This window comes from Bacteroides sp. 43_46, from assembly GCF_001915455.1.
GTDB lineage: Bacteria > Bacteroidota > Bacteroidia > Bacteroidales > Bacteroidaceae > Bacteroides > Bacteroides caccae.
The window spans coordinates 162202-186375 of the sequence record NZ_MNQN01000017.1 but is presented as its reverse complement, the minus strand read 5'-3'; the positions used below and the strand labels follow the sequence as shown (position 1 = coordinate 186375).

Sequence of the window (24174 nt, the reverse complement as noted above, 5' to 3'; positions counted from 1 at the left end):
GTTCCCTTGTCTTGAGAGCGATAGCAGAAAATAAAAAATGGTTTCATGATGTTTTGAATATACTAAAATGATAGATTTTTGACTTATATCTTATATAGATTGCGTACTTTTTCCTACTTTTGCAGACCATTTATTTAAAAACCCATACATTGATATGCAGGAAAAAATAATAATTCTTGATTTCGGTTCGCAAACTACGCAACTTATTGGACGTCGTGTACGCGAGTTGGACACGTATTGCGAAATTGTTCCTTATAACAAATTTCCTAAAGAAGATACAACAATCAAAGGAGTTATCCTTTCCGGAAGCCCTTTTTCGGTTTATGATAAAGATGCTTTCAAAGTAGATTTGAGTGAGATTCGTGGTAAATATCCTATATTGGGAATTTGCTATGGCGCACAGTTTATGTCGTATACTAACGGTGGGAAAGTAGAGCCGGCCGGTACGCGTGAATATGGGCGTGCGCATCTGACTTCTTTCTGTAAGGATAATGTGTTGTTCAAAGGAGTACGCGAAAATACACAGGTGTGGATGAGCCATGGCGATACGATTACTGCTATCCCTGCTAACTTTAAAAAGATTGCTTCAACAGACAAAGTTGATATTGCTGCCTATCAGATTGAAGGTGAAAATGTATGGGGCGTTCAGTTTCATCCGGAAGTATTTCATAGCGAAGATGGAACACAGATCTTGAAGAATTTCGTAGTCGGGGTTTGTGGGTGCAAGCAGGATTGGTCACCGGCTTCTTTTATCGAAAGCACAGTTGCTGAATTGAAAGCACAGTTGGGTGATGATAAAGTAGTGCTCGGTTTGAGTGGTGGTGTGGATTCTTCTGTAGCTGCCGTGTTGCTGAACAGGGCTATTGGCAAGAATTTGACTTGTATCTTCGTAGATCATGGTATGTTGCGTAAGAATGAGTTCAAGAATGTGATGAACGATTACGAATGCCTTGGCCTGAACGTGATTGGTGTGGATGCCAGTGAGCAGTTCTTTGCGGAATTGGCCGGTGTAACGGAACCGGAAGGTAAACGTAAGATTATCGGTAAGGGCTTTATTGATGTGTTCGATGTAGAAGCTCACAAAATAAAAGATGTAAAATGGTTGGCGCAGGGTACTATTTATCCGGATTGCATAGAATCATTGTCTATCACAGGTACAGTGATTAAGAGTCACCATAATGTAGGGGGCCTTCCGGAGAAAATGAATCTAAAGTTGTGCGAGCCGCTTCGTTTGTTGTTTAAGGATGAAGTTCGTCGTGTAGGCCGTGAGTTGGGTATGCCGGAACATCTGATTACCCGTCATCCGTTCCCGGGACCGGGGTTGGCAGTACGTATTCTGGGAGATATTACGCCGGAGAAGGTACGTATCTTGCAGGATGCGGATGATATCTTTATTCAGGGATTGCGTGATTGGGGATTGTATGATCAAGTATGGCAGGCAGGTGTTATCCTGTTGCCGGTACAGTCTGTCGGTGTAATGGGAGATGAGCGTACTTACGAAAGAGCAGTTGCCTTGCGTGCCGTGACATCTACGGATGCTATGACTGCCGATTGGGCGCATTTGCCTTACGAGTTCTTAGGTAAAGTTTCGAATGACATTATTAATAAGGTAAAAGGTGTGAACCGTGTAACCTATGATATTAGTTCCAAACCGCCTGCAACAATCGAATGGGAATAAAATAAGTCCTTTTTAGATGATACTTGAGTAGCCTCAACTTGAATAAAGTTGGGGCTATTTTATTTTCATCTCGGCAAACAAACTGTTTCATACGGCAAAACCAATAGTTTCATGCATTGGAACCTTTGGTTTCACCGTACAGAAACCATAGTTTCACCGGTGGGAAACTTTAGTTTCAGACGCTTGAAACTTTTGTTCCCAAGGCTTGAAACTTCCAGTTTCATTACGGGAAACAAATAGTTTTAAACCTTTGAAACAAAATTGAATAGGGTGCGTCTCTGTCTTGTCAATGAGAGACACACCCTATTCCGTATAACTTATGTTGATAACTGTTTATTTCGCTTGTAACTTGGTGACAATCGTTGCCGTAACCGTCGGATCGTCAGAACTACCGGCATTACCAGTCAGGTTTTGAATATATACCACTCCTTTTTGTCCATCTTGCGTCTGGTATGCATATACTTTTCCATTCTCTATTTCAATACTTTCTGTTGTTGGTGACAAATTCTTTAGAGGAGTGTCATCAATTCTGCTGATTGCGTTGAACTGTTCTAAGGTCATATTCGTAACTCCGAATTTAGTATTGCGAGCACCGTTAAAGGTTAAGCTATGCTTGGCAGGAGAGATTAATACTGCTTTTCCATTCTTATTTTCCATACCTATATTAACTTCAGCAGCATATTTACCCGCTTCACGGCTCTTATAGATGCGGCCATATAACCATTCAGCATAGAATACTCCCCAATATTTGTCAACTGATTCCAATTTCTTATCACTATGTTCAGAAAAGATAACAGCAGGAGTGATTTCTACTACAAAGTTTTTCTGAAAGTCTTCTCCTTCAGCATCAGTTACACTAATTTTGATCGCTTTGTTTTCTGACAGGTTTGTTATAGTATATGAAAAATCATAATTACTTTTAGGTTCGTCAAATGTTTGTCTGGTACTCTCGATGACAGATATCGCCGCACCGGTTTCAGCATTGGCTGTGCTGATAGCGAAGGAGGTAAGTCCTGCTGTAGAAGTGATGCTTCCTTTTACCGTATATTCTTTGATACCTTTCGGAGTAGTTACCAAGTTCGTTCCTCCTTCAAAATTGAATAGTACAGTAGGAACATAATCAATATTAGCTTCATTTTCACAAGAGGTAAGTGAAAACAGGAAGATAAATAACGTATAAAATAAATGTTTTGCTTTCATATTATTGTAAAATTATTGGTTTATAAATCTGATTACCACCCGGCGTTTTGTTCAATATTCTGACTGTTGTCAACTTCTTGCTGCGGGATTGGGAAATGGTAACATTTGGAAAGAAAAATACGTTCTTCCAGCAGGCTTCTGGTATATGTAGGATTTTCTAGGCTGCCTGTTACAGTAACCTTGTATACTGGTTTAGAGAACCATTCTTCCGCTTTGGCCCATCGGCGGGCATCGAAGAAACGATTGTCTTCGAATGCAAATTCTACACGATATTCTTTGTAGATGCGCTGTCTGAGTTCATCCTTATTCCAATTTTTGTTTTCATCTAATTCTCCTACACCGGCACGTTTACGTATCAGGTTGACTGTTTTTACTGCATTTTTGCTGTCACCCAATTCATTAAGTGTCTCTGCATACCCAAGTAATATTTCCGCATAACGTATCATTTGGGGGTTACAGTCATAATTGGAGTTTCCCGAACTTTTGTGTCCGATTCTATCGTCGAGATATTTCAGGACGAGATAACCGGATGATTTGCTTTTATCATCTACGTCAGTCATATCCAACGCTTGTTGGGAACCATTAAGATCGAATGTGTTGCCATGATAAAAGATTGTCATTTTAAGGCGTGGATCCCGGTTTTCATAAGGATTCTTATCGTCATATCCTGAATTTTTATTAATGATAGGCTGGCCATTGGCATCGTATCCGGTGATTGGTTCAGTACCGTCTTTCATGTCGTAAGCATCTACCAGATTCTGAGTGGGAGTACATCCCACATAAGATTTTTCATTCCAGGGAGCTCCTTGGGGAAGATTACTATGCATGGTGGCATTGGCAGCGAGTAGATATGTATATATATTTTCTTTGGTTTTACGCTCGCAGAAATAATGTGCATAACTTAATTCCGGATTTTGCGTGTCATAATATAAATCATAGATATTCAATCCCATGACTGCTGATAATGCGTCTCTGGCATCTTCCCATTTCTTACGATCCATAGACGGGTTGTTTAGTTTGCTGGCAGCATAAAGTTTGGTACGGGCTATGTAGGCCAGTGCCGCTCCTTTGGTAGCACGCCCGTAATTGGGGGCGTCCCATTCTAATGGAAGTTGTGATGCAACATCTGCCAGTTCGGAAACGATATAGTCGACGGTTGCTTCTGCAGTTGAACGCGAACGGTCCAAGTCGGTAGGAGAGATGATTTCATCTCCCAGCAACACGACTCCTCCGTACCAACGGTATAATTCTGCATAATACAGTGCCCGTAAGAAACGCGCTTGTAATTTTGAGGAGGCTTTTTCTTCATCAGACAGTACCGATTTGTCTACTTTTTGTATAAATAGAGTTGCGTTACGGATACTATTGTAATAGAAGGTCCAGGGATGTCCTCCGTTCATTGCAATATCAGAGGCAGACATGGTTGACTTACCATGCGTATGTACTGATGAATATTCAATAGGTGCATATGCGTTGTCTGTTGCACAGTCAAGGAAAGTTACTCCATCTCCGGAGAAACTGGAGAAGCTACCTTGTGTTAGACGCGTGCGGGCATATAGGTTATTTAAAATCTGCCTTGTCTTTGCTGCGTCTGCATAGATTAATTCTTCCGTATTTGTTCCTGTCTGGATTCGTTCCATATCACCGGTACATCCGTATAGGAGCAGTAGGGAAAAGGCTGTTAGAATAATATTTTTCTTCATATATCGAATTGTTATCAGAGGTTAGAATGTAACGTTTACTCCAAGATTATAGATTCTTTGCTGAGGGTAGAAGTTTCCGCGATTGGCAGGTTGTGCTTCCGGGTCGATCACTTTTAACTTATCCCAAGTAAGCAGGTTGAATCCGTTGACATACATCCTTAATGCGGATATCGGGGTGTGGGTAAACCACTTTTTAGGGAAGTTGTAGGATAACTCTACATTCTTCAGTCGCAGATAAGAAGCGTCATACAAATACATTGAAGATGATTTGAAGTTGTTCTGATTGGAGCCTGAAGAATTGCTCATACGATGATAAGTCGCAGTTTGCTGTGTTTCGGGAGTCCATCTGGCCAAATGTCTGTCGGCAAGAGCAGAACCAAGATTGAAGAACTCCCATGCAACTTCACCTGTCAGTGGAATTGTTACACGTGTTGCTCCCTGGAACATAACGGTCAGGTCGAAGTTTTTGTAAGACAGACCAACTTGGAATGAGCCAGTTATTTCGGGTACATCCGAGAAACCGAAAGGTGCTATGTCGTAATCATTGATAACACCGTCTCCGTTGATATCACGGAAACGGACGTCTCCAGGTTGTAAGGTTCCGTATTGCGTCGGGCCGGCTGCGATTTCGGCATATGTATTGTAGAATCCGTCGGCTATCAGTGAGAACTGTTGTCCGATAGAACCTCCGGTACGGTTCATATAAGGATATTTACGTATCTGTTCATTTTGTTCGATAATCTCATTGTGGTTGTAGGCAATGTTTGCTTTGATGCGATAGCCGAAGTCTTTGATCTTATGATCCCATCCTACTTCTACTTCTACACCTTGATTTTTTACTTCCATTAGATTTTGTGGAGAAAAACTTGTCACTCCGGAAATGATGTTGGTGCGTGAGGGAGTTTTCAAGATGTTGGTACGGTTTTCGCGGAAGTATTCGGCATTCAAGGTTAATTTACCTTCAAACCAGCGTGTGTCCATACCGATATTGAATTTGGTAGAACGTTCCCAACTTACAATCTGTGCTGCTTTTCCTTCCAAGAGTCCTCCACTGGCTGCAGTTGGAGATTCACCGAAATTGTAATTGGTGCCTGCGGCATAGGTCGCTTCCGAATAATAGGCAAAATTACTTCCGAATTTGTCATTACCGACTTGTCCTAATGAAGCTCTTATTTTCCAGTAAGGTAATAGTTTGCTGTCTTTTAGGAAAGATTCGTTAGTAACAATCCAGCCTACGGATGCGGAAGGGAATAATGCATATCGTTCGCCTTCAACAAATCTGTTGGAACCATTGTATCCTAAATTGATTTCTACTAAGTATTTACCTTCAAAATCATAGTTGGCACGGGCTACCAGTCCTTGATATACCTGCGGTAGCCCTCCATATTCACCATCGCCCGGTGCTTGGTGAGAGTTATAGTTGTATAAAATAAGTCCCGAAACATTATGTTTTTCTGCAAATTGACGTGAATAATTCACGAATGCTTCCCAGTATACACGTTTTTTTGCTCCGGATGCAAAATTGATGAGAGAAGGGAATACTTTGGCAAGTAGGCGTTGGTATGTTCCATTCTCATTATATTTCCATACAGGTTCCACCACATTCAAGCCCATACCGTTGTCTTCGATATAACTATTGTAGGAGAATTTACCTCCGATACTCAATCCTTTAGTAATAGCATGTAAATCGTAGTTCAGTTTTACAGTTCCTTCCAAAGCACTGTCGTTGTCCTTTCTATATCCCTGATAGAGGAATGCGTGTAGTGGGTTGGCTCTCACAAGATTTGGAACGGCTGCAAAAGTTCCGTTTTCGTTGACTAGCGGGAATGCATTGGCAGGTGTACGGGTCATATTGTTAAATGCACGGCTGGCATCTCCTTCGGAGTTGGGACGGTTCTTGCTTCCGGTACGATAGCTGAAGTCAACGCCAATACTGAAGTCTTTAGTAACTTGTATATCTAGGTTGGTTCGTACGTTGAAACGATTATAGTAGTAGGCAGAGTTGTAGTCTGGTTGCTGGAGTAAATTATCCAGTTCCGGGTTAATGGCAATCAATTTGGCCAGATCCGGTTTCTTTTTTAATTTTTCGATATCAGTTTCGTAGGTTCCGTTCTGATGAAAATAGCCTAATGACACAAAATATTTAAGCCGTTCGTTTCCTCCCGATACATTGACATTGTACTTTTGTTGTGTACCTAGTTTGGTAAACATATCTATATAGTCGTTGTCCGGATGAGTAAACGGGCTGGACTGGTCGCGGTATAATTGCATATCATGCTCTGTATATTTCGGTGCTTGCCCTTCATTCACCAAACCTTCATTCATCAATGTTGCATATTCTTCGGCATTCACCATTTTTGTAATACGGTTGATTTGTGTAATACCGAACTCACCGGAGAAAGAAACTTTAGCTTTACCGGAATTACCACGTTTTGTAGTCACAAGGATAACTCCGTTCGCTCCACGTACACCATAAACGGCAGTAGCAGATGCATCTTTCAATACGGAAATACTTTCTATTTCGTCCGGGTCGATTTGTGAAAAGTCACGTTCGATGCCATCTACCATAATTAACGGAGAAGCATCGTTCACCGTAGCACGGCCACGAATATAGAGTGCGGCAGCGTCTTCACCGGGACGTCCGCTGGTTTGACGTGTTACCAGTCCGGGAATACGTCCTGTCAGACTGTTTGTGACACTGGAAGTAGGACCTTGTTTCAGTTCCCGATTGCCCACAGCAGAAATAGATCCGGTAACCGATACCTTTTTCTGTTGCCCATAAGCTACAACCACTACTTCGTCCAAGGTTTGTGTGTCATCATGGAGTCTTACGGTAAGTGTCTTTCCATCTTTGGGAACGATAACTTCTACAGTTTTCATTCCTATCATTGAAATAGCAATAATAGCCTTGTTACTGGTTACCTTTAATGTAAATTTGCCGTCAAGATTTGTAATTGTTCCATTACTGGGTTGTCCTTTTTCTACCACATTGGCACCAATTAATGGTTCGCCGGCGGCATCTGTAACAACACCTCTTACGGTTTCTTGTGCTTGCGCTCCTATGAACCATAAGCTCATTAGTAGCATTAATATATACCATTTTTTCATATTATACGATTTTTAGATTGTTATCTCCAACCGGGATTCTGTACTAAATTTGTATTTAACTGCATTTCTGAGTAGGGGATAGGAGAATAATACATCTTTGTATTAAATTTCCTTTGTCCGTCGACAACAAACTCATGTGTGGACACAACTCCATTATCTTGCCGCTCTATTCTGAATCCCATTAGTGGCTGGTTCAAATCTTTTTCGGCTGTTTTCCATCTTCTCAAGTCAAAATAGCGTTGATCTTCGAATGCCAGTTCAACCCGTCTTTCATTTCTTATTTTCTTTGTCATTTCCGTTTGAGAAGTTGTAGTGTATGGGACTGTTATTCCTGCACGTGTTCTTACTTTATTCAAAGCTTCGAGAGCTGTCCACCCCAAATCGGCTGCATCATTCGGTCCGTATGCTTCGTTCATGGCTTCAGCGTATAGCAAATAGATGTCTGCCAAGCGAATGACAGGGAAGTAGTGGTAGGTACTCGTTATTGTTTGAGCTGACAGATTTATATTCGTATCAAGGAATTTGCGTAAATAATAACCTGTAACGGTAGAACGAAGATTGACTTTGCCGATAGCATCCTGACTGTTGGGGTCGCTGATGTCGATTGCTCCTCTTGCTCCCAAAATACTTCCGTCACGAACGATCGTAACATCAAAACGAGGATCCATATTCTCGAATCGGGTATCTGATTGCATATCGTTGGCACTACCATCCTTCTTCTCGAAAGCGCATACCAGATTATGGGAAGGACAAGTACCTCCCGAACCCAACAGTGAAGGAGGGTAATTGTAAAGTTCCAGCATATAGTTTTTTGGATTTCCGGTATATACTATATATTCAGTATTTTGGTTTGGCTGTATGATAAACAGTTTTTCAAAGTTTGGGTATAAATACAATTTACTCGGAGCAAGGTCAATTACGGTTTTCAAAGCTTTAGCAGCAAGTTTCCACCTTTCTTGTACGTTTCCGTCAGTATAGCCGAGTATCGGATTTTGTACATTGTTGAATAATGGACTCGCTGCGTACGCCAGCGTTTTTGCCTTAATAGCCAACGGGCATGTACTGGCTGATAAAAAACCAAAACCACGATATTGATTCGTGATATAATTGTAGCGCGTAAATACTTCGCTGGCTTCATTGCATAAACTTACAATATAATCGACGCAATCGCTGAAATTATTGCGGGGTAATGTTATAATCTCTTTATCATCAAGAGTATATGTCTTTTTCACGAGCGGAACTCCTCCATACCTTTTGATTAACTCGAAGTAATAGAGTGCACGGACCGATTTACTCTCTGCTATGGCCAGTTCTTTATAACTTTCAACTTGTGCATCTGTCCAACCTGCATTGTTTTGTAGGAGAGGAATGTACTGCTCGAAATAAAGTGTACGCCGGATACCGATGTATAAATCGGCCCAACGGTTTTCTATCGGACTAATTTCGGTTGCGTATCCTTGTCCCAGTTTATACATTGCATTGGCGGGGTCTACATAAGCACCGTCATCTGTAGATGCGTCGAGGAATGCTGTGTAGTTGCTTTGGTATCCATTGGGCATGGAAACGTAAACGCTATTCAGCATTTGGATTGTTTTGTTATAATCAATAAATGTCTCTTCCGGTTGCCAGTATTCATAAGGTTGTTGGTCCAGATAGTCGCATGAAGAAACTGCAAGAGCAATACAACCTGTTATGAGTATATGTTTAATCGTTCTCATAGTTAGTTAAAATTTAATGTTTATTCCGGCGCTGAATGAGCGTTGGAGCGGATAAGCGACACCATTGCCATAGGCCTCCGGGTCAATAACGTCTAGTTTATCAAATGTGAGCAGGTTCTGGCCATTTAAGAAGATACGGAGTTCTTCAAGACCAATGGAACGGACCACTTTGGTTGGTAGATTATACGACAGTTCTACATTCTTTAGTCTTAGATAAGAGGCGTCCCGTTGCCAATAGGTAGACGAAAGACTGTTGTTGCTTGACCCTGCAGCTTTAGTTGTAAATCTTGGGTTGTTGACAGAAGGGTTTTCCGGTGTCCATCTATTTCTTTGGTGTTCATACATATTTCCGTTATTGTAGAATGCAAACGCTGTGTATGAAGATAGCATTTTAGATACTTTAGCTGCCCCTTGGAATAGTACGGACAGAGAAAATCCTTTATAGCTTCCTCCAAGACTGAAGCCATAGAACACTTGAGGAACGTCCGTGTATCCGTAACGTACCCGATCTTTTTCATCTATCTTACCGTCTCCGTTGATATCTTTATATCGTATGTCTCCGGGAACGACGCTGTTCAATGTGTGAACAGGAGCTGCCGCAATTTCTTCATACGATTGGAAAATACCATCGGCAATATAGACCAGTGAAGTACCATAAGGATGTCCTTTGGAATACATATAGTCATACGGTTGCAAGGCTTCGTCCATATCAATGACTTTGTTTTTGCTGTATGAAATGTTACCACTAAGGAAATATGTGAAATCTTTACCTATGTTATCTTTCCAGTTTAGGCTGGCTTCCCAACCTTTGGTTTCCATTTTCCCGATATTCTTGCCTGGCATATAGATAGTAGTATATCCCAACATGGATGAAAATGTGGAGGGAATGGTGTATACACCGGTGCGACGATCCTTCCAAATGTCGAATGTTGCGTTCAAACGATTAGAAAACATTCCTAAGTCTGCACCTAGATTCATTTGAGTAGATTCCTCGTAGGTAGCAGAAGGATTGGCTTGTTGGGTTTCCAATAGAGAAGTATATTGTACCATGTCATTACCAAAATAGATTCCTTCATTCAAATTCTGAAGACGGCTCATATACATATACGCAGATACTGCACGGTCATTATTGATCTTACCGATACTACCGCGTATCTTTAGATTAGAAATAGCGGGCTTTAACACATCAAAGAATTTCTCATTGGATACATACCATGCTAAAGAAACAGTAGGAGACAATCCCCAGCGGTTTTCATTATTGAATTTGTAAGAACCTTGATAACCGAAAGTGGCATCTATCTGGTATCTATTATCGTATTTATATGCAAACCAGCCGCCAACTGTTTGATAGCGATAGGGAAGCACAATACTTTGATTGTATTCATATTGGTCGTAAAACATCATTCCCGAGACATTGTGCCTACCGAAAATACGATTGTAGCTAAGCTTAAAATTTAATGTGGTGTTACGTGCATCACCATATTTCATGGCAGCATTTGATATCATTTCTTCACTAGTTCCATATTTTTGGAGTACTCCGTTATTTTGAAGTGTGTAATAATTGAAAGAGCGGGTACGGTTTTGTTTTTGTAAGTTGTATACGTCCATAGAAATCTGTCCGTAGAGCGATAAACCCTTCAGAAGGAAATCCAGATCCTGTTTCAGTGATACAGAAAAGGCGCCATAACGTTTATCGATCGCTGTGTAGCCACCTCTGTTCAAGATAGCCCACGGATTAATATATTTATCATTGCCTGCTACAATACGGTCTCCCGGTTGTGATTTGATAGGATTCCCTGACTGGTCTACATAGTTATGAGTATCTTTATAGTACATAGGGAATGCCGTAGCCGGCGTTTTCAACAAATTTTGGAATATATATTGTTGTGCTTGGTCGTAATAAGGTGAGTTTTCACTTTGCATCCAACCGTCTAATTTAACTGATAAAAGGGTTGTGGAGGTGATGTCGAAGTCTACGTTCGAGCGAAAGTTGATTCGGGAAAATTCTGTGTTGGTACTGTAATTCTGCTCTTTTTCAGTATTAAACATTCCTGCTTGTCCGGTATATCCCAATGAGACGAAATAACGGGTACGCCCGGAACCTCCTTCTACTGTGGCATTATATCGCTGCATGAAAGTTCCTTTTTTAAGCAAGTTTCCTATCCAGTCGACATCTGGGTAGCGCTCCGGGTCTGAATGATTGGCGAATTTATTGATCTCCGTTTCCGTGTAGAAAGGATTCAAACCGTCATTAATGTTCGCTTCATTGTAGGATTGAGCATATTCTGCCGCGTTAACAGCTTTGGGAACTCTCATGTTCTGCTGATATATCCCTTGGATGTTAAGGCTGACTCTAGGTTTTCCGAGACGTCCGGATTTGGTTTCAATCAGGATAACTCCATTCGCGCCTCGCATACCATAAAGAGCGATAGCAGAAGCATCTTTTAATATGGTCACTCTTTCAATTTCCTGAGTTTGTACCATACCGTAGTAATTGCGTTCTTGTCCATCGATTAGTACAAGTGCGCCATTTCCATTGCTACGTATTCCACGTATATAAATGGAAGCTTCGTCATTGCCCGGTTCTCCACTTCGCTGAATCGTAGTTAACCCCGATATTCTTCCTGACAATGCATTGGATAAATGCTGTACAGGCACATTCTCCAATACTTTACCGGAGATTACATCGGATGCACCGCTAAACTCTGTTTTTAACTTACTTCCATAGGGTATGGAAATGATTGTCGAGTCTTTTTCATTCTTTTCCTTCACTGTTTTGTCCTGTGCTGAAATGATGGTTGAATAACCTGCAAGTGAGCAAAATAGCAGAAAGAACTTGATTTTTAAAGTTTTCTTTCTCATAAATATTAAATTAAGGGGAATATTTTATAATATTCAGTTTAGAATAAGTCGTAGTAGAACTTAGCCTAATTTAATCTATATCTATGATAATCAGTTTGTTAAAGTTGCTATATTTATTAAAAAAAAGTAATGGTATAAAGTTGGTATCTAAAAAAGTAGATTTAATTTGCGGGAGAATGCAAAATAAATGAAATATTAGCTTGATATTTTAAAATCAATTAATATATTTGCGGAGAATTAAAAACAAAATGAACTTTTAAAGCAAAATCGCCTATGGAGAGCTAAGCACTTCTACTATAATTTAGAAAATTATTAAGTTCTACTACAACTTAGCTATTAATTTAATCTTTTAGAAACATAAATAAGAAAAGGGAAAAACTATTTTTTAATGGTGGTTATATGTTTGTCGTTTAGTAATCGTAGACAAAATGATCCTATTTGTGCTACCTAAACAGGGAATTATATAATTAACTATCTATCTAATTATCTAGGTAAGTTTTTAAAACCTCTGCTATTTTCTCATATCCTTTAGTATTAGGATGAAGTCCATCGCTGAATAAGGATGAATTGATAATGCCATTTTTATCTGTCAACAGATTGCTTAAGTTTATATAAATACAATTCTGTTCTAGCTTCTTACGAAGTTCTTTGTTAATTTGCTGAATACGTTTTTCTGTGTTTGCTCTTGGGAGGATTCCCATTACGCATAATTTAGCTTGTGGTTGGCGTATTTTAATAGCTTCGGTGACCTGAAGAATACCTTGCAGAATTTCTTTATCTGTATTAAATTGAAGATTATTAGTTCCTATCAGTAGAAAAATCATATTTGCTTTGAAACCGTCCAATTCGCCATGGTAGATGCGCCACAATACGTTTTCTGTTTTATCCCAGCCGAAACCGAGATTGCGAACTGACCTGTTTTTGAATAGCTTGTCCCAAGCTTCTTTTCCACGTTGTGTCGGTGCAGTAGGCTCGCCGGCCCAGTAATGCGTGATAGAGTTACCTATCATAATGATTTCTGGGGCATTTTCTCGGTTTAATTTAAGGATTTCTTCATGACGCGCGTACCAATCATAGGAATCTCTTTGTTGTTTGCATGGAATACATGAAGTGGGACCTTCATTCTTTTCATGTAATATTTCCCGTATCTTTTTTAAATAACTGTCTGCATATTGCTGCATACCTAAATCAGTAGAATGAACTCCGTCTACCATACCGTCTGCCGGAATACCTATTTCTTCTTTTGTCAGATAATAGATATCCGGAATTTGTTCTTCTTGTAAAGTATTGTATGCTTTTCGCAATTCAGTATTAGCTACGCGGTATGATTCTTCTGCTTTTTCGGAAGTGACATCGTTGGCATATCCGTCATGCTCTACTAGTAAAATAGGTGCTTTGCTGGTTTCGCGTAATTTCTTTACTCCTTTTAAGGTACGGTCGTATATCACTTCTGCACTCTTTCCCGGTAGGTTGGGCATACAGTCAATGATAAACAGTTTTGCATCAATCTCGGACAATAAGTCGAATAGTTCGCTCTCGAGTTTGCCATTGCCGGAGAATCCCAAATTGATGACGGGATGTTCCGACTTTCTATTTAAAATATTTCCCCATGCCATACCCGGACGGGAGGCACAAGCCCCTTGTGCAATGGAAGTTCCGTAAATAACCAGGGGTTTTTCTTGTGAGACGGGAAGAAAACGGAAAGAAGTGTTCTCGGGTACACCGATTTCTAGCCATGACACACTGTTGTAAAGAGGTAGAAATAATTGATATTCAAAACCTTTTCCGGTTTTTGCGGCATACGAAAGTCCGCTAAAATCGTATGTAATGGTATCCTGCATAACATACCGTCCAACACACCAACGCTCTTGACCATTATTGTCGGTTGCATATAAATCAATGCCAGAGACACCAGTTGCTGGCATGTGTGGCATGGAAAGAGCGCCTTTCACAACATAACGAATTTTTATTTCCGGAGCATTGGAACGAAATGCAATGGAGAGTCCTGCGCTTTGGAGTGATAAGTCCCATACCGCTTTTCGTACTTTATCTTTAGCCCGTTGTGGAAGTCGTGTGTAAAATCCTGCGGGATCTTCTTGCCATGCTTGTCCACGGACGACCGGAAAACTTTCTTTTTGTGGATTGAACCACTTATATTGTGCTGTTAGTGATGAAGTGCAACCTAAAAAAAGAATAAAAAGAAAGAGGTGTAAATGTGTTGTTTTCATAGGTGGTATAAATAATATAACTTAATTTATATAATGAGCTTCTGTGCATCAGGAATAAGAATTTCTTTTCGTCGCAACTCTATCAATCCTTTATCCTGTAATTCGTTAAGTGCTTTGGAAGTATTCAGACGGGTATCGTCTAAATAGCGAGCTAAATCATCCATTTTTACTTTGAATATCTTTTCTCCTTGTGTTTTCTCGCAATGCAGTAAGAAGAAGCGGGAAATCTTCTCCTTTAAGTCTATAGTCGGTTCTTCCCATAGTCGGGAGTAAAGATTTTGTGCACGATTGCTGACAATATTCATATAGTTGAGCCGGAATATATCGTAATTAAACAGGTCGCTAAGTACGAAGGCTTTACTAATACTGATTGTGTGGGCTTCTGTATGCGCTATATAAGAGGATGCGTAATTCGTATTCATGCCGAATAACGATTGTGGCTCTATCAGATATGGTGCTTCCATTTGCTCAATGACAGTGTATATGTTTTCTTTGGAAGTGGTGACGATAGATACTTTACCTTTTAACAGGAAACGGAGTTGCTTACAAGGACTACCATTCTCAATGATAGTTTCTCCGGCTTTATGCTTGATAAAATGTAGCTTTACCTTATCCAAAATACTAGTGAAATCTTCATGGCAAAGACCTTGAAATAAAGGTAATTGGAGCAAAGTGTCGAACATTGTTTCCATACGTTGTTATCTCTTATTTATTGTACAAATTTACTCATTATACAATACTGCTGTCAACATCTGACCCTTCTTTTTGTTTTTTTTATTGTTTGAATGCATAAAAATAGAGTATATTTGCATAAAAAAAGGAGGAAATTATGTTTGCAGGCTTTAACTGGCAACAGATGATTAGTGCGTTTATCGTGCTTTTTGCGGTAATAGACATCATCGGTTCTATACCTATTATTATTAACCTGAAAGAAAAGGGGAAGGATGTGAATGCAATGAAGGCTACCGTTATTTCTTTTGCCTTATTAATCGGTTTCTTTTATGCAGGGGACATGATGCTGAGACTCTTCCATGTAGATATTGAATCTTTTGCTGTTGCAGGTGCATTTGTTATTTTCCTCATGTCTTTGGAAATGATTCTGGATATTGAAATCTTCAAAAATCAGGGACCTATCAAAGAAGCTACTCTAGTTCCGCTTGTTTTTCCTCTTTTAGCCGGTGCCGGAGCTTTTACTACCTTGCTTTCCCTTCGGGCAGAATATGCCAGCATTAATATTATCATCGCCTTGGTTCTGAATATGATCTGGGTTTTCTTTGTTGTGAGTATGACCGGTCGTGTGGAACGATTCCTCGGGAAAGGTGGTATTTATATTATTCGCAAGTTCTTTGGAATTATCCTGTTGGCTATCTCTGTCAGGTTGTTTACGGCGAATATAACGTTGTTGATTGAGGCATTGCATAAGTCCTGATTGGAAAATTCCTCCTTCGGATTCTCCTCTTCTTCCTCGTCATCATCCTTTTCATCTGCAAAAGGTTCCGGGCGTTGAGGCCCGTGATTCACAAAAGCTAGGGCACAGAGTGTTCCCATAATTCCACCGCTTAGATGTCCTTCCCACGACATATTGGCGGGAGAGAAATAGGGGAACATATGCCAGATAATTCCTCCGTATAAAAAGGTGACAAGCAGAGAAATGGCAATAAGTGGTACGTATTTGCGGAGAATGCCACTGAAAAAAAGGAAAAAGGCAAGACCGTAGATTAATCCGCTGGCACCTATATGCCAGCCCGGTTTACCTATAATAAAGGTAAGTAGTCCGGCACCGATCCAAATCAGGATAAAAATTTTTCCCGCTATTCCCCGGTAAAAGTAAAAAAGACACCATGATAAGAAAAATAGCGGGAGCGTATTAGCCAGTAAATGACTGAATCCACTGTGTATCAACGGATGAGTCAGAATACCGAAAACTCCACGTTTTTCCATAGGATATATCCCCAAGTGAGAGAGATCCCAATGCATCCCGACCTCTACAATCTTGAGCATATAAAGAATGAAAATAAGAAACAATGGCTTTGCTGCAGCTAGCATGATACGCTGAATATCTTGTTTCATGACTTTCTTTTCTTTAGATATTTTACGCAATACTACGAATATTTGCACAAAATCTGAAAATAAAAACCCTTTTTATTTTTGTTTTTATCTAGAATTTGTACATTTGGACATTGTACCTGTTATATATGGTGCTACAACCATTCTGTATGCGATATAGTAATAAATACAAGTATGATATAATAGCCAATAATTAACCTTTAAATAATGCACAACTATGAGTTATTTACGATTTGACAAGACCCTCATGACGAATCTGGAAGAATCTCTGCAGAGAGAAATTCTCCGGACGAACAAGGCAGGAGCTTATCATTGTACAACGATTGTTGATTGTAACACACGCAAATATCACGGCCTGTTGGTGATTCCCGTTCCCAATCTCGACGATGAAAATCATGTGCTGCTATCTTCTCTTGATGAAACGGTAATTCAACATGGTGCGGAGTTTAACTTGGGATTGCATAAATATCAGGGGAACAACTTTAGTCCCAACGGGCACAAGTATATCCGTGAGTTTGATTGTGAACATATCCCGGCGACAACTTACCGTGTTGGAGGAGTAATTCTCCGCAAAGAAAAAATCTTTGTACATCATGAAAATAGAATCCTGATTCGTTATACTTTACTTGATGCGCATTCGGCAACGACTTTGCGCTTCCGTCCGTTCCTTGCTTTCAGAAGTGTACGTGAGTATACTCACGAAAATGCACAGGCAAGCCGCGAGTATCAACTTGTGGAAAACGGTATAAGGACTTGTATGTATCCGGGCTATCCGGAACTGTATATGCAGTTGAACAAAAAATGTGAGTTCCATTTCCTACCCGACTGGTATCGTGGCATTGAATACCCGAAGGAACAGGAACGAGGGTATGATTTCAATGAAGATCTTTATGTTCCCGGTTATTTTGAGGTGGATATAAAGAAAGGGGAGAGTATTGTATTCTCGGCCGGGACTTCAGAAATATCCCCTCGGAGACTGAAACAGACATTTGAGGCGGAAGTGGCTGATCGTACACCGCGTGATAGTTTTTATCACTGTCTGAAAAATTCTGCTCACCAATATCACAATCAACAGGAAGGTGAACATTATATCCTTGCCGGTTATCCATGGTTTAAATGCCGTGCACGCGATATGTTTATTGCTTTGCCGGGGCTGACGCTTGCTATTGACGAAATCGACCAGTTTGAGGATGTGATGAAAACAGCGGAAAAAGCAATTCGTAACTTCATTAATGAAGAACCTGTGGGTTACAAAATCTATGAGATGGAACATCCTGATGTTTTGCTTTGGGCTGTTTGGGCTCTGCAACAATATGCAAAAGAGACTTCCCGAGAGCAATGTCGTCAGAAATATGGAGAGCTTCTGAAAGATATCATGGAATATATCCGTCAGCGGAAACATGATAACCTTTTCTTGCATGAAAACGGGCTGCTTTATGCAAATGGTACGGAAAAAGCGATTACATGGATGAACTCTACCGTAAACGGTCATCCGGTAATTCCCCGTACAGGATATATTGTTGAGTTTAATGCTTTATGGTATAATGCGCTGCGTTTTGTGGCAGATCTAGTGCGTGAAGGTGGAGATGCAATTTTTGCAGATGTACTTGACGCACAAGCTGAAGTGACCGGAAAGTCATTTGTGGATGTGTTCCGGAACGAATATGGGTATTTGCTTGATTATGTGGATGGTAATATGATGGATTGGAGTGTACGCCCTAACATGATATTTACAGTAGCATTTGATTATTCTCCTTTAGATAGGGCGCAAAAGAAACAAGTGCTTGATATTGTGACTAAGGAATTGCTTACTCCGAAGGGAATCCGTTCGTTGAGCCCGAAGAGTGGCGGATATAATCCGAATTATGTAGGTCCGCAGGTACAGCGGGATTATGCTTATCATCAGGGAACCGCATGGCCTTGGCTAATGGGATTCTATCTGGAGGCTTATTTGCGAATCTATAAGATGAGCGGACTGTCATTCGTCGAACGCCAGTTGATTAGCTATGATGATGAGATGACAAGCCATTGTGTGGGCTCCATTGCCGAACTATTTGATGGAAACCCACCTTTCAAAGGACGTGGCGCGGTATCGTTTGCAATGAATGTGGCAGAAATATTGCGTGTTTTAAAGCTACTGTCTAAGTATTATTAAAAAAGGAGGAACGAAGATGAAAGTTTTAATGTTTGGATGGGAATTCCCTCCCAAAATATATGGTGGTCTTGCGGTTGCTTCTTACGGAATAACTAAGGGATTGAGCTTGCAAGGTGACATGGAAACAATCTTTTGTATGCCTAAGCCTAGCGGCGAAGAAGAAAAGTTCTTAAAAATAATCGGTATGAACCAAGTACCTATTGTATGGCGTGATATCAATTATGACTACTTGAAGTCTCGCTTGTTGGAGATGTCTCCGGAAGAATACTATTCTTTCCGCGATCATATTTATGCCGATTTTTCTTATATGCACGTCAATGATTTGGGATGTATGGAGTTTGCAGGAGGTTATCCCGGAAACTTGCACGAGGAAATTAATAACTTCTCGATCATTGCCGGAGTAGTGGCTCGTCAGCAGGAATTTGATATTATCCATGCGCACGACTGGCTGACTTATCCTGCCGGTGTACATGCCAAAATGGTAAGTGGCAAACCGCTTTGTATTCATGTACATGCCACTGATTTCGACCGTTCTCGCGGTAAAGTCAATCCTACTGTTTATTCTATAGAGAAGAACGGGATGGATCATGCTGATTGTATTATGTGTGTATCTGAACTTACTCGCCGCACAGTGATTAACGAATATCATCAGGACCCTAGAAAGGTATTTGCTATGCACAATGCTGTTTATCCATTGTCTCAGGAACTTTTAGATATTCCGCGTCCTGAACATCCAAAAGAAAAAGTGGTAACCTTCCTCGGGCGTATAACTATGCAGAAGGGACCGGAATACTTTGTGGAGGCTGCGGCACTTGTTTTGCAGCGTACTCGTAATATCCGTTTTGTTATGGCAGGTTCAGGCGATATGTTGAATGCCATGATTAACTTGGTGGCGGAACGTGGTATTGCCGATCGCTTCCATTTCCCCGGCTTTATGAAAGGTAAACAGGTATATGAGGTTTATAAGAATAGTGACGTATTTGTTATGCCGTCCGTTTCCGAACCTTTTGGTATTGCTCCGTTGGAGGCAATGCAGTGTGGTACACCTTCTATTATTTCGAAGCAATCGGGGTGTGGTGAAATTCTTGATAAGGTGATTAAAACCGACTATTGGGATATTCATGCTATGGCTGATGCTATTTATTCTCTTTGCACCAATCAATCTCTTTTCGAGTATCTTCGGGACGAAGGAAAGAAAGAAGTTGATGGGATTACTTGGGAAAAGGTTGGCTTGAGAATTCGTGCTCTTTACGAGGATGTGTTAAGAAACTATGGTAAATAACAAAACAATAAATAAAAATGAGAACTATCTGTCTTTATTTTGAAATACATCAAATTATCCATTTGAAACGTTATCGTTTCTTCGATATCGGTAATGATCATTACTATTATGATGACTATGCGAATGAAACAGGTATGAATGAAGTTGCTGAACGTTCATATCTCCCTGCCCTTAGTACATTGATTGAGATGGCGAAAAGTTCGGGCGGTGCTTTCAAGGTAGCGCTTTCTATCTCGGGAGTAGCTTTGGAACAGCTTGAAATCCATGCTCCGGCGGTCATTGATTTATTGCACCAGTTGAATGATACAGGATGTTGTGAATTCCTTTGTGAACCATATTCACATGGCTTATCATCACTGGCCAATGAGGATTGTTTTCGCGAAGAAGTACTTCGCCAGCGTGATAAGATGAAGCAAATGTTTGGTAAAGAACCGAAAGTATTCCGTAATTCTAGCTTGATTTATTCCGATGAAATCGGTGGCTTGGTAGCTTCTATGGGCTTTAAGGGGATGTTGACGGAAGGGGCAAAACATGTGTTGGGCTGGAAGAGTCCGCATTATGTATATCATTGTAACCTGGCACCTAGTCTTAAATTGTTGTTGAGGGACTTCAAACTTTCGGATGATATCAGTCTGCGTTTCTCTAATTCGGATTGGGCGGAATATCCTTTGTTTGCTGATAAATATATCAACTGGATTGATGTGCTACCGCAAGAAGAACAAGTAATCAATATCTTTATGGAATTGAGTGCTCTTGGTATGGCTCAACCATTGTCTTCCAATATTCTTGAATTCCTGAAAGCATTGCCGGAATGTGCGAGAGCTAAAGGAATTACTTTCTCTACACCGACTGAGATTGTAACGAAGTTGAAATCTGTTTCTCAACTTGATGTTCCTTATCCGATGTCATGGGTAGATGAGGAAAGAGATACGAGCAGTTGGCTGGGTAATGTTCTTCAACGTGAAGCTTTTAATAAACTATATAGCGTTGCCGAACGTGTGCATTTGAGTGACGATCGCCGTATCAAGCAGGACTGGGATTATTTGCAGGCTAGTAATAACTTCCGTTTTATGACAACGAAGAATACAGGTATCTGGTTGAATCGTGGTATCTATGACTCTCCTTATGATGCTTTTACCAACTACATGAATATCTTAGGTGACTTTATCAAACGAGTTAATTCTTTGTATCCTGAAGATGTGGATAGTGAAGAACTTAATTCTCTTTTGACTACTATTAAGAATCAGGGTGATGAGATTACTGAATTGCAGAAAGAAGTAGCTAAGTGGCAAGCAAAAGCCGAAAAGGAAACGGCTGCTAAAAAAACTGCGGCCAAGAAGGCTGTTGTGGCAAAAGAGTCGGTGGTAAAGAAAGAACCTGCTGCAAAGAAATCAGCGACCAAGAAAACTGCTGAATCAAAGAAAGCGGTCGGACGGGCCAAGAAGACTGTTACAAAGAAAGAAGAATAAAATAAAATTCTATATACAACAGAACCGTGAGTGAGATGTATATCAGACTCACGGTTCTGTTGTATATAGAAAATAGTATTTAATAAATATCCTTTTTAAAATAATAGCGCAGATTACACAATTAGTAGTCCGCGCTATTTTTTATGATATTCTCCTGCTATTTATTTCGCTTTCGTAGAACCAAAGTTTGTAGAGACAACTTCGAGTTTTAATATGTTTTCTGGGTATACAGGATTGCCCTGAGAATCTTTCTCTTCTCCTTTTAATCCACCTTTCAAGCGTACATAACCTGGTTTTAAGTCATGTTGGATACCAATGACATTAGAACTGCTACCATAATAACCGTTTGAACCGGCATCTGTTGTTACAAGTACTGGAATTAGTATGGCTTTATTCCAATCACTGAGTTCTTCCCAGTCTTTTATGTTATTAACAGTATGGTTCTCTATTTTCCCTTCATCATTAAATGTTTGGAAAGTGATAGATTTTTTCTCTTGTATTTCCTTGTCTGCTGCTGCTCTATCTTTTAAACAGTCATTTATCAATTTAGTGATATTATTGTACGTGTATTCAGTGAGATTACTTGTAGAAGAAGTCGGGGTGAATAGCGATGAAGTAACGCCATCACTTAGTTGATTATTCTCAAAGAAGCTTTCTTTATATTTTTTACGTATCAGTAAAACGTTTCTAGGCATAGACATCCCAAATTTCTTATCGCTAGTCTCGTTATAAATAGGAATTCCTAATTTAACGGCGTTCAATGTATCACCTTCAAGTTTTTCTGCTATTTGGCTAACAGGGAGAGTGACCTGAGTAAAAATACCAGCCGGACTTTTTAAATAGGTCCAATCAGAATTATCAATACACTTCTGAATAGCTTCTGTATCATTTGCTAATCTATTAGCTTGAATAATTTCACGTGTAGAATTGAAGGTGCGGCCAGTATACTGTATAGAGTCCTTTTCCGCATTAACTTTAGATTTTAGCTTAATTCCAGTAATACTATCTGTCACATATTCAATGGAAACAACATCCATTTGTACTTGACTGATATAAAGTACAGTACCATCTCCATAATCACTTTTTACATATATGCCACTGAATAGATCAGGAAAAGCCTTGTAGAAATCTTTTCTGTCAGCTTTGAAAAGTTTCTGTCCTAATTTCTCTGCTTTGGCTTGATCTAATCGAATACTTACACTTGGCACGTATGTATCAAGTTTACGAATAGAATCACTTACTGATAAATCTACGGCAGTATATGCTTTAGTTCCTAATAAATCTGATTGTTTGTAATAATCCTCCGGATTAATATTGGTATAATATGCCTCTTCTTCATTCAACCTTTTATCTAATTCGTAGATGCTTAAACGGCACGCAGTTAGTGAGTCACCGAAATAACTACTATACCATAGGTAGATATTTATTTGGCAATTGCCTATTACGTGATTATTCTCATCTTTGATTAAAGTAAATCTATCTTTAATCTTACTATCTATTTCTATATTATCAAAACTAGTAACCAAACTTCCTGTGGCTTTAGTCCCTGCTTCATTTTCTTTGTACATTTCAGAGAAACTCAATCCTTCCGGACAGTTCAGTTCAGATAAAAAGCCTGCCTCATATGTACCGAATGTATCATCTGTGAATTTTCCCACGTATCCGGTGCTGGTCTTTGCATATACTTCACCTGCGTGTACAGATTTTGTTGTTACGTCAAATGTAGTCAGTTTTCCATTGATATTCTGGTCACTTCCCGGAAACATTCCCAGTCCTAATCCGGCTGTGTTATCGTCACATCCGAAAAAAGTGATTGCCAGTAAAGCTATTAAGGCGTATTTTGCTTTCATGATCGTCGTATCTTGATTTTTATTCTTCTTCTTTGTTCGCAGTGGCATCCCATACCTGATCGTAGAACTCGTTGCAAGCATCTGCATAGTTCTCCGGGTTCTGATAATCAAGTATCAGTTTACCTGATTGACGGGCATATTCAATGATAGATTCATTCACCTTTTTGCTGTTTTGTATCACTCCGTCCGAATAATCCACGGCGAGTTTGCAAAGGGCGGCATAATCTACCGGTTCTTTTAAGTTGCTTAAATCATCCTTAGATATTCCTTTCAACATTAATTTAGTTGCAAAGTCGTCACTGAGTGTATTTTTGAAGTCGTCTTCATATACAGAGAATACAACTTTGGCATCACGGAACGACGGTTCATCCTTGTACGCTTTCTTAATATAAAGAGGTGCTAACGCTGTCATCCAGCCATGACAGTGAATTACATCGGGACACCAGCGAAGTTTCTTCACGGTTTCCAATACACCACGCGCATAGAAGATAGCGCGGCTGTCGTTGTCGTCATACTCTATGCCGTTTTCGTCCATAGCCTGCATCCGATTCTGGAAATAATCATCATTATCGATGAAATATACCTGCATACGTGCGGATTGGATAGAAGCTACTTTTATAATAAGGGGGTGGTCAGTATCATCGATAATCAGGTTCATACCGGAGAGGCGAATCACTTCGTGCAGTTGGTTCCTGCGCTCGTTAATGTTTCCCCATTTGGGCATAAAAGTTCTGATTTCACGGCCTTTTTCTTGTATCGCCTGTGGAAGGTTTCTACCTATATTGGCCATTTCGGATTCTGAAACGTAAGGTGTAATCTCTTGAGTAATAAATAAAACTTTATTCGCCTTTGTC

At 40.0% G+C, this 24174-nt stretch carries 15 protein-coding genes; 5 read left to right on the top strand and 10 right to left on the bottom strand.

Annotated elements, in window-relative coordinates; translation table 11 throughout:
- Positions 1–154 precede the first annotated feature (154 nt).
- Positions 155–1678 carry a glutamine-hydrolyzing GMP synthase gene (gene guaA / locus BHV72_RS01890; protein ID WP_055172825.1) on the top strand — a complete coding sequence of 508 codons (1524 nt, stop codon included), beginning with the start codon at positions 155–157 and terminating at the stop codon, positions 1676–1678.
- Between the two features lie 333 nt (positions 1679–2011).
- Here guaA and BHV72_RS01885 read toward each other — a convergent pair whose 3' ends face one another.
- The 7 genes from BHV72_RS01885 to BHV72_RS01855 all read right to left on the bottom strand — a co-directional run bounded on the left by BHV72_RS01885 (position 2012) and on the right by BHV72_RS01855 (position 15189).
- Positions 2012–2878, bottom strand: a complete 867-nt coding sequence (locus BHV72_RS01885) for a hypothetical protein (RefSeq protein ID WP_286853895.1) — start codon at positions 2876–2878, stop codon at positions 2012–2014.
- Between the two features lie 32 nt (positions 2879–2910).
- Positions 2911–4581 carry a RagB/SusD family nutrient uptake outer membrane protein gene (locus BHV72_RS01880; protein ID WP_286853893.1) on the bottom strand — a complete coding sequence of 557 codons (1671 nt, stop codon included), beginning with the start codon at positions 4579–4581 and terminating at the stop codon, positions 2911–2913.
- Positions 4582–4602: 21 nt separating this feature from the next.
- Positions 4603–7689: a SusC/RagA family TonB-linked outer membrane protein gene (locus BHV72_RS01875; protein ID WP_286853890.1), complete on the bottom strand. Its 3087-nt coding sequence runs from the start codon at positions 7687–7689 to the stop codon at positions 4603–4605.
- A 20-nt stretch (positions 7690–7709) separates the two neighbouring features.
- Entirely contained in the window at positions 7710–9407 is a 1698-nt protein-coding gene (locus BHV72_RS01870) for a RagB/SusD family nutrient uptake outer membrane protein (RefSeq protein ID WP_055172829.1), read from the bottom strand.
- 6 nt (positions 9408–9413) lie between these two features.
- Complete coding sequence (locus BHV72_RS01865; protein ID WP_250539590.1) at positions 9414–12269, bottom strand: SusC/RagA family TonB-linked outer membrane protein; 2856 nt, start codon at positions 12267–12269, stop codon at positions 9414–9416.
- A gap of 479 nt (positions 12270–12748) precedes the next feature.
- The gene (locus tag BHV72_RS01860; RefSeq protein WP_055172834.1) at positions 12749–14497 is read right to left on the bottom strand and encodes an SGNH/GDSL hydrolase family protein; all 1749 of its coding nucleotides are present in this window, start codon (positions 14495–14497) and stop codon (positions 12749–12751) included.
- Between the two features lie 26 nt (positions 14498–14523).
- Positions 14524–15189 (bottom strand): Crp/Fnr family transcriptional regulator, encoded by a 666-nt coding sequence (locus BHV72_RS01855; RefSeq protein ID WP_005677397.1) that lies wholly within the window; start codon positions 15187–15189, stop codon positions 14524–14526.
- A gap of 137 nt (positions 15190–15326) precedes the next feature.
- Here BHV72_RS01855 and BHV72_RS01850 point away from each other — a divergent pair, with 137 nt between their 5' ends.
- Positions 15327–15926 carry a MarC family protein gene (locus BHV72_RS01850; RefSeq protein ID WP_122264995.1) on the top strand — a complete coding sequence of 200 codons (600 nt, stop codon included), beginning with the start codon at positions 15327–15329 and terminating at the stop codon, positions 15924–15926.
- Here BHV72_RS01850 and BHV72_RS01845 read toward each other — a convergent pair.
- The gene (locus tag BHV72_RS01845; RefSeq protein ID WP_005680140.1) at positions 15824–16567 is read right to left on the bottom strand and encodes a rhomboid family intramembrane serine protease; all 744 of its coding nucleotides are present in this window, start codon (positions 16565–16567) and stop codon (positions 15824–15826) included. The two genes, BHV72_RS01850 and BHV72_RS01845, sit on opposite strands and share 103 nt — an antisense overlap.
- A 214-nt stretch (positions 16568–16781) precedes the next feature.
- Between BHV72_RS01845 and BHV72_RS01840 the strand changes: the two genes are divergently transcribed.
- From BHV72_RS01840 to BHV72_RS01830, 3 genes are read left to right on the top strand one after another with little or no spacing between them, the layout of a single operon-like run.
- A complete protein-coding gene (locus BHV72_RS01840; RefSeq protein ID WP_005677402.1) occupies positions 16782–18719 on the top strand; it encodes a glycogen debranching enzyme N-terminal domain-containing protein in 1938 nt (645 codons plus the stop codon).
- Positions 18720–18735: 16 nt separating this feature from the next.
- Positions 18736–20001: a glycosyltransferase family 4 protein gene (locus BHV72_RS01835; protein WP_005677403.1), complete on the top strand. Its 1266-nt coding sequence runs from the start codon at positions 18736–18738 to the stop codon at positions 19999–20001.
- A gap of 17 nt (positions 20002–20018) precedes the next feature.
- Positions 20019–21470: a glycoside hydrolase family 57 protein gene (locus tag BHV72_RS01830; protein ID WP_286853876.1), complete on the top strand. Its 1452-nt coding sequence runs from the start codon at positions 20019–20021 to the stop codon at positions 21468–21470.
- A 161-nt stretch (positions 21471–21631) separates the two neighbouring features.
- Here BHV72_RS01830 and bamH read toward each other — a convergent pair whose 3' ends face one another.
- Together bamH and BHV72_RS01820 are read right to left on the bottom strand one after the other, a co-directional pair.
- Positions 21632–23320: a BamH family beta-barrel-assembly machinery protein gene (gene bamH / locus BHV72_RS01825; RefSeq protein ID WP_250539592.1), complete on the bottom strand. Its 1689-nt coding sequence runs from the start codon at positions 23318–23320 to the stop codon at positions 21632–21634.
- Between the two features lie 19 nt (positions 23321–23339).
- Positions 23340–24174: glycogen/starch synthase (locus BHV72_RS01820; RefSeq protein WP_286853872.1), on the bottom strand; the 835-nt coding region annotated here is incomplete at its 5' end.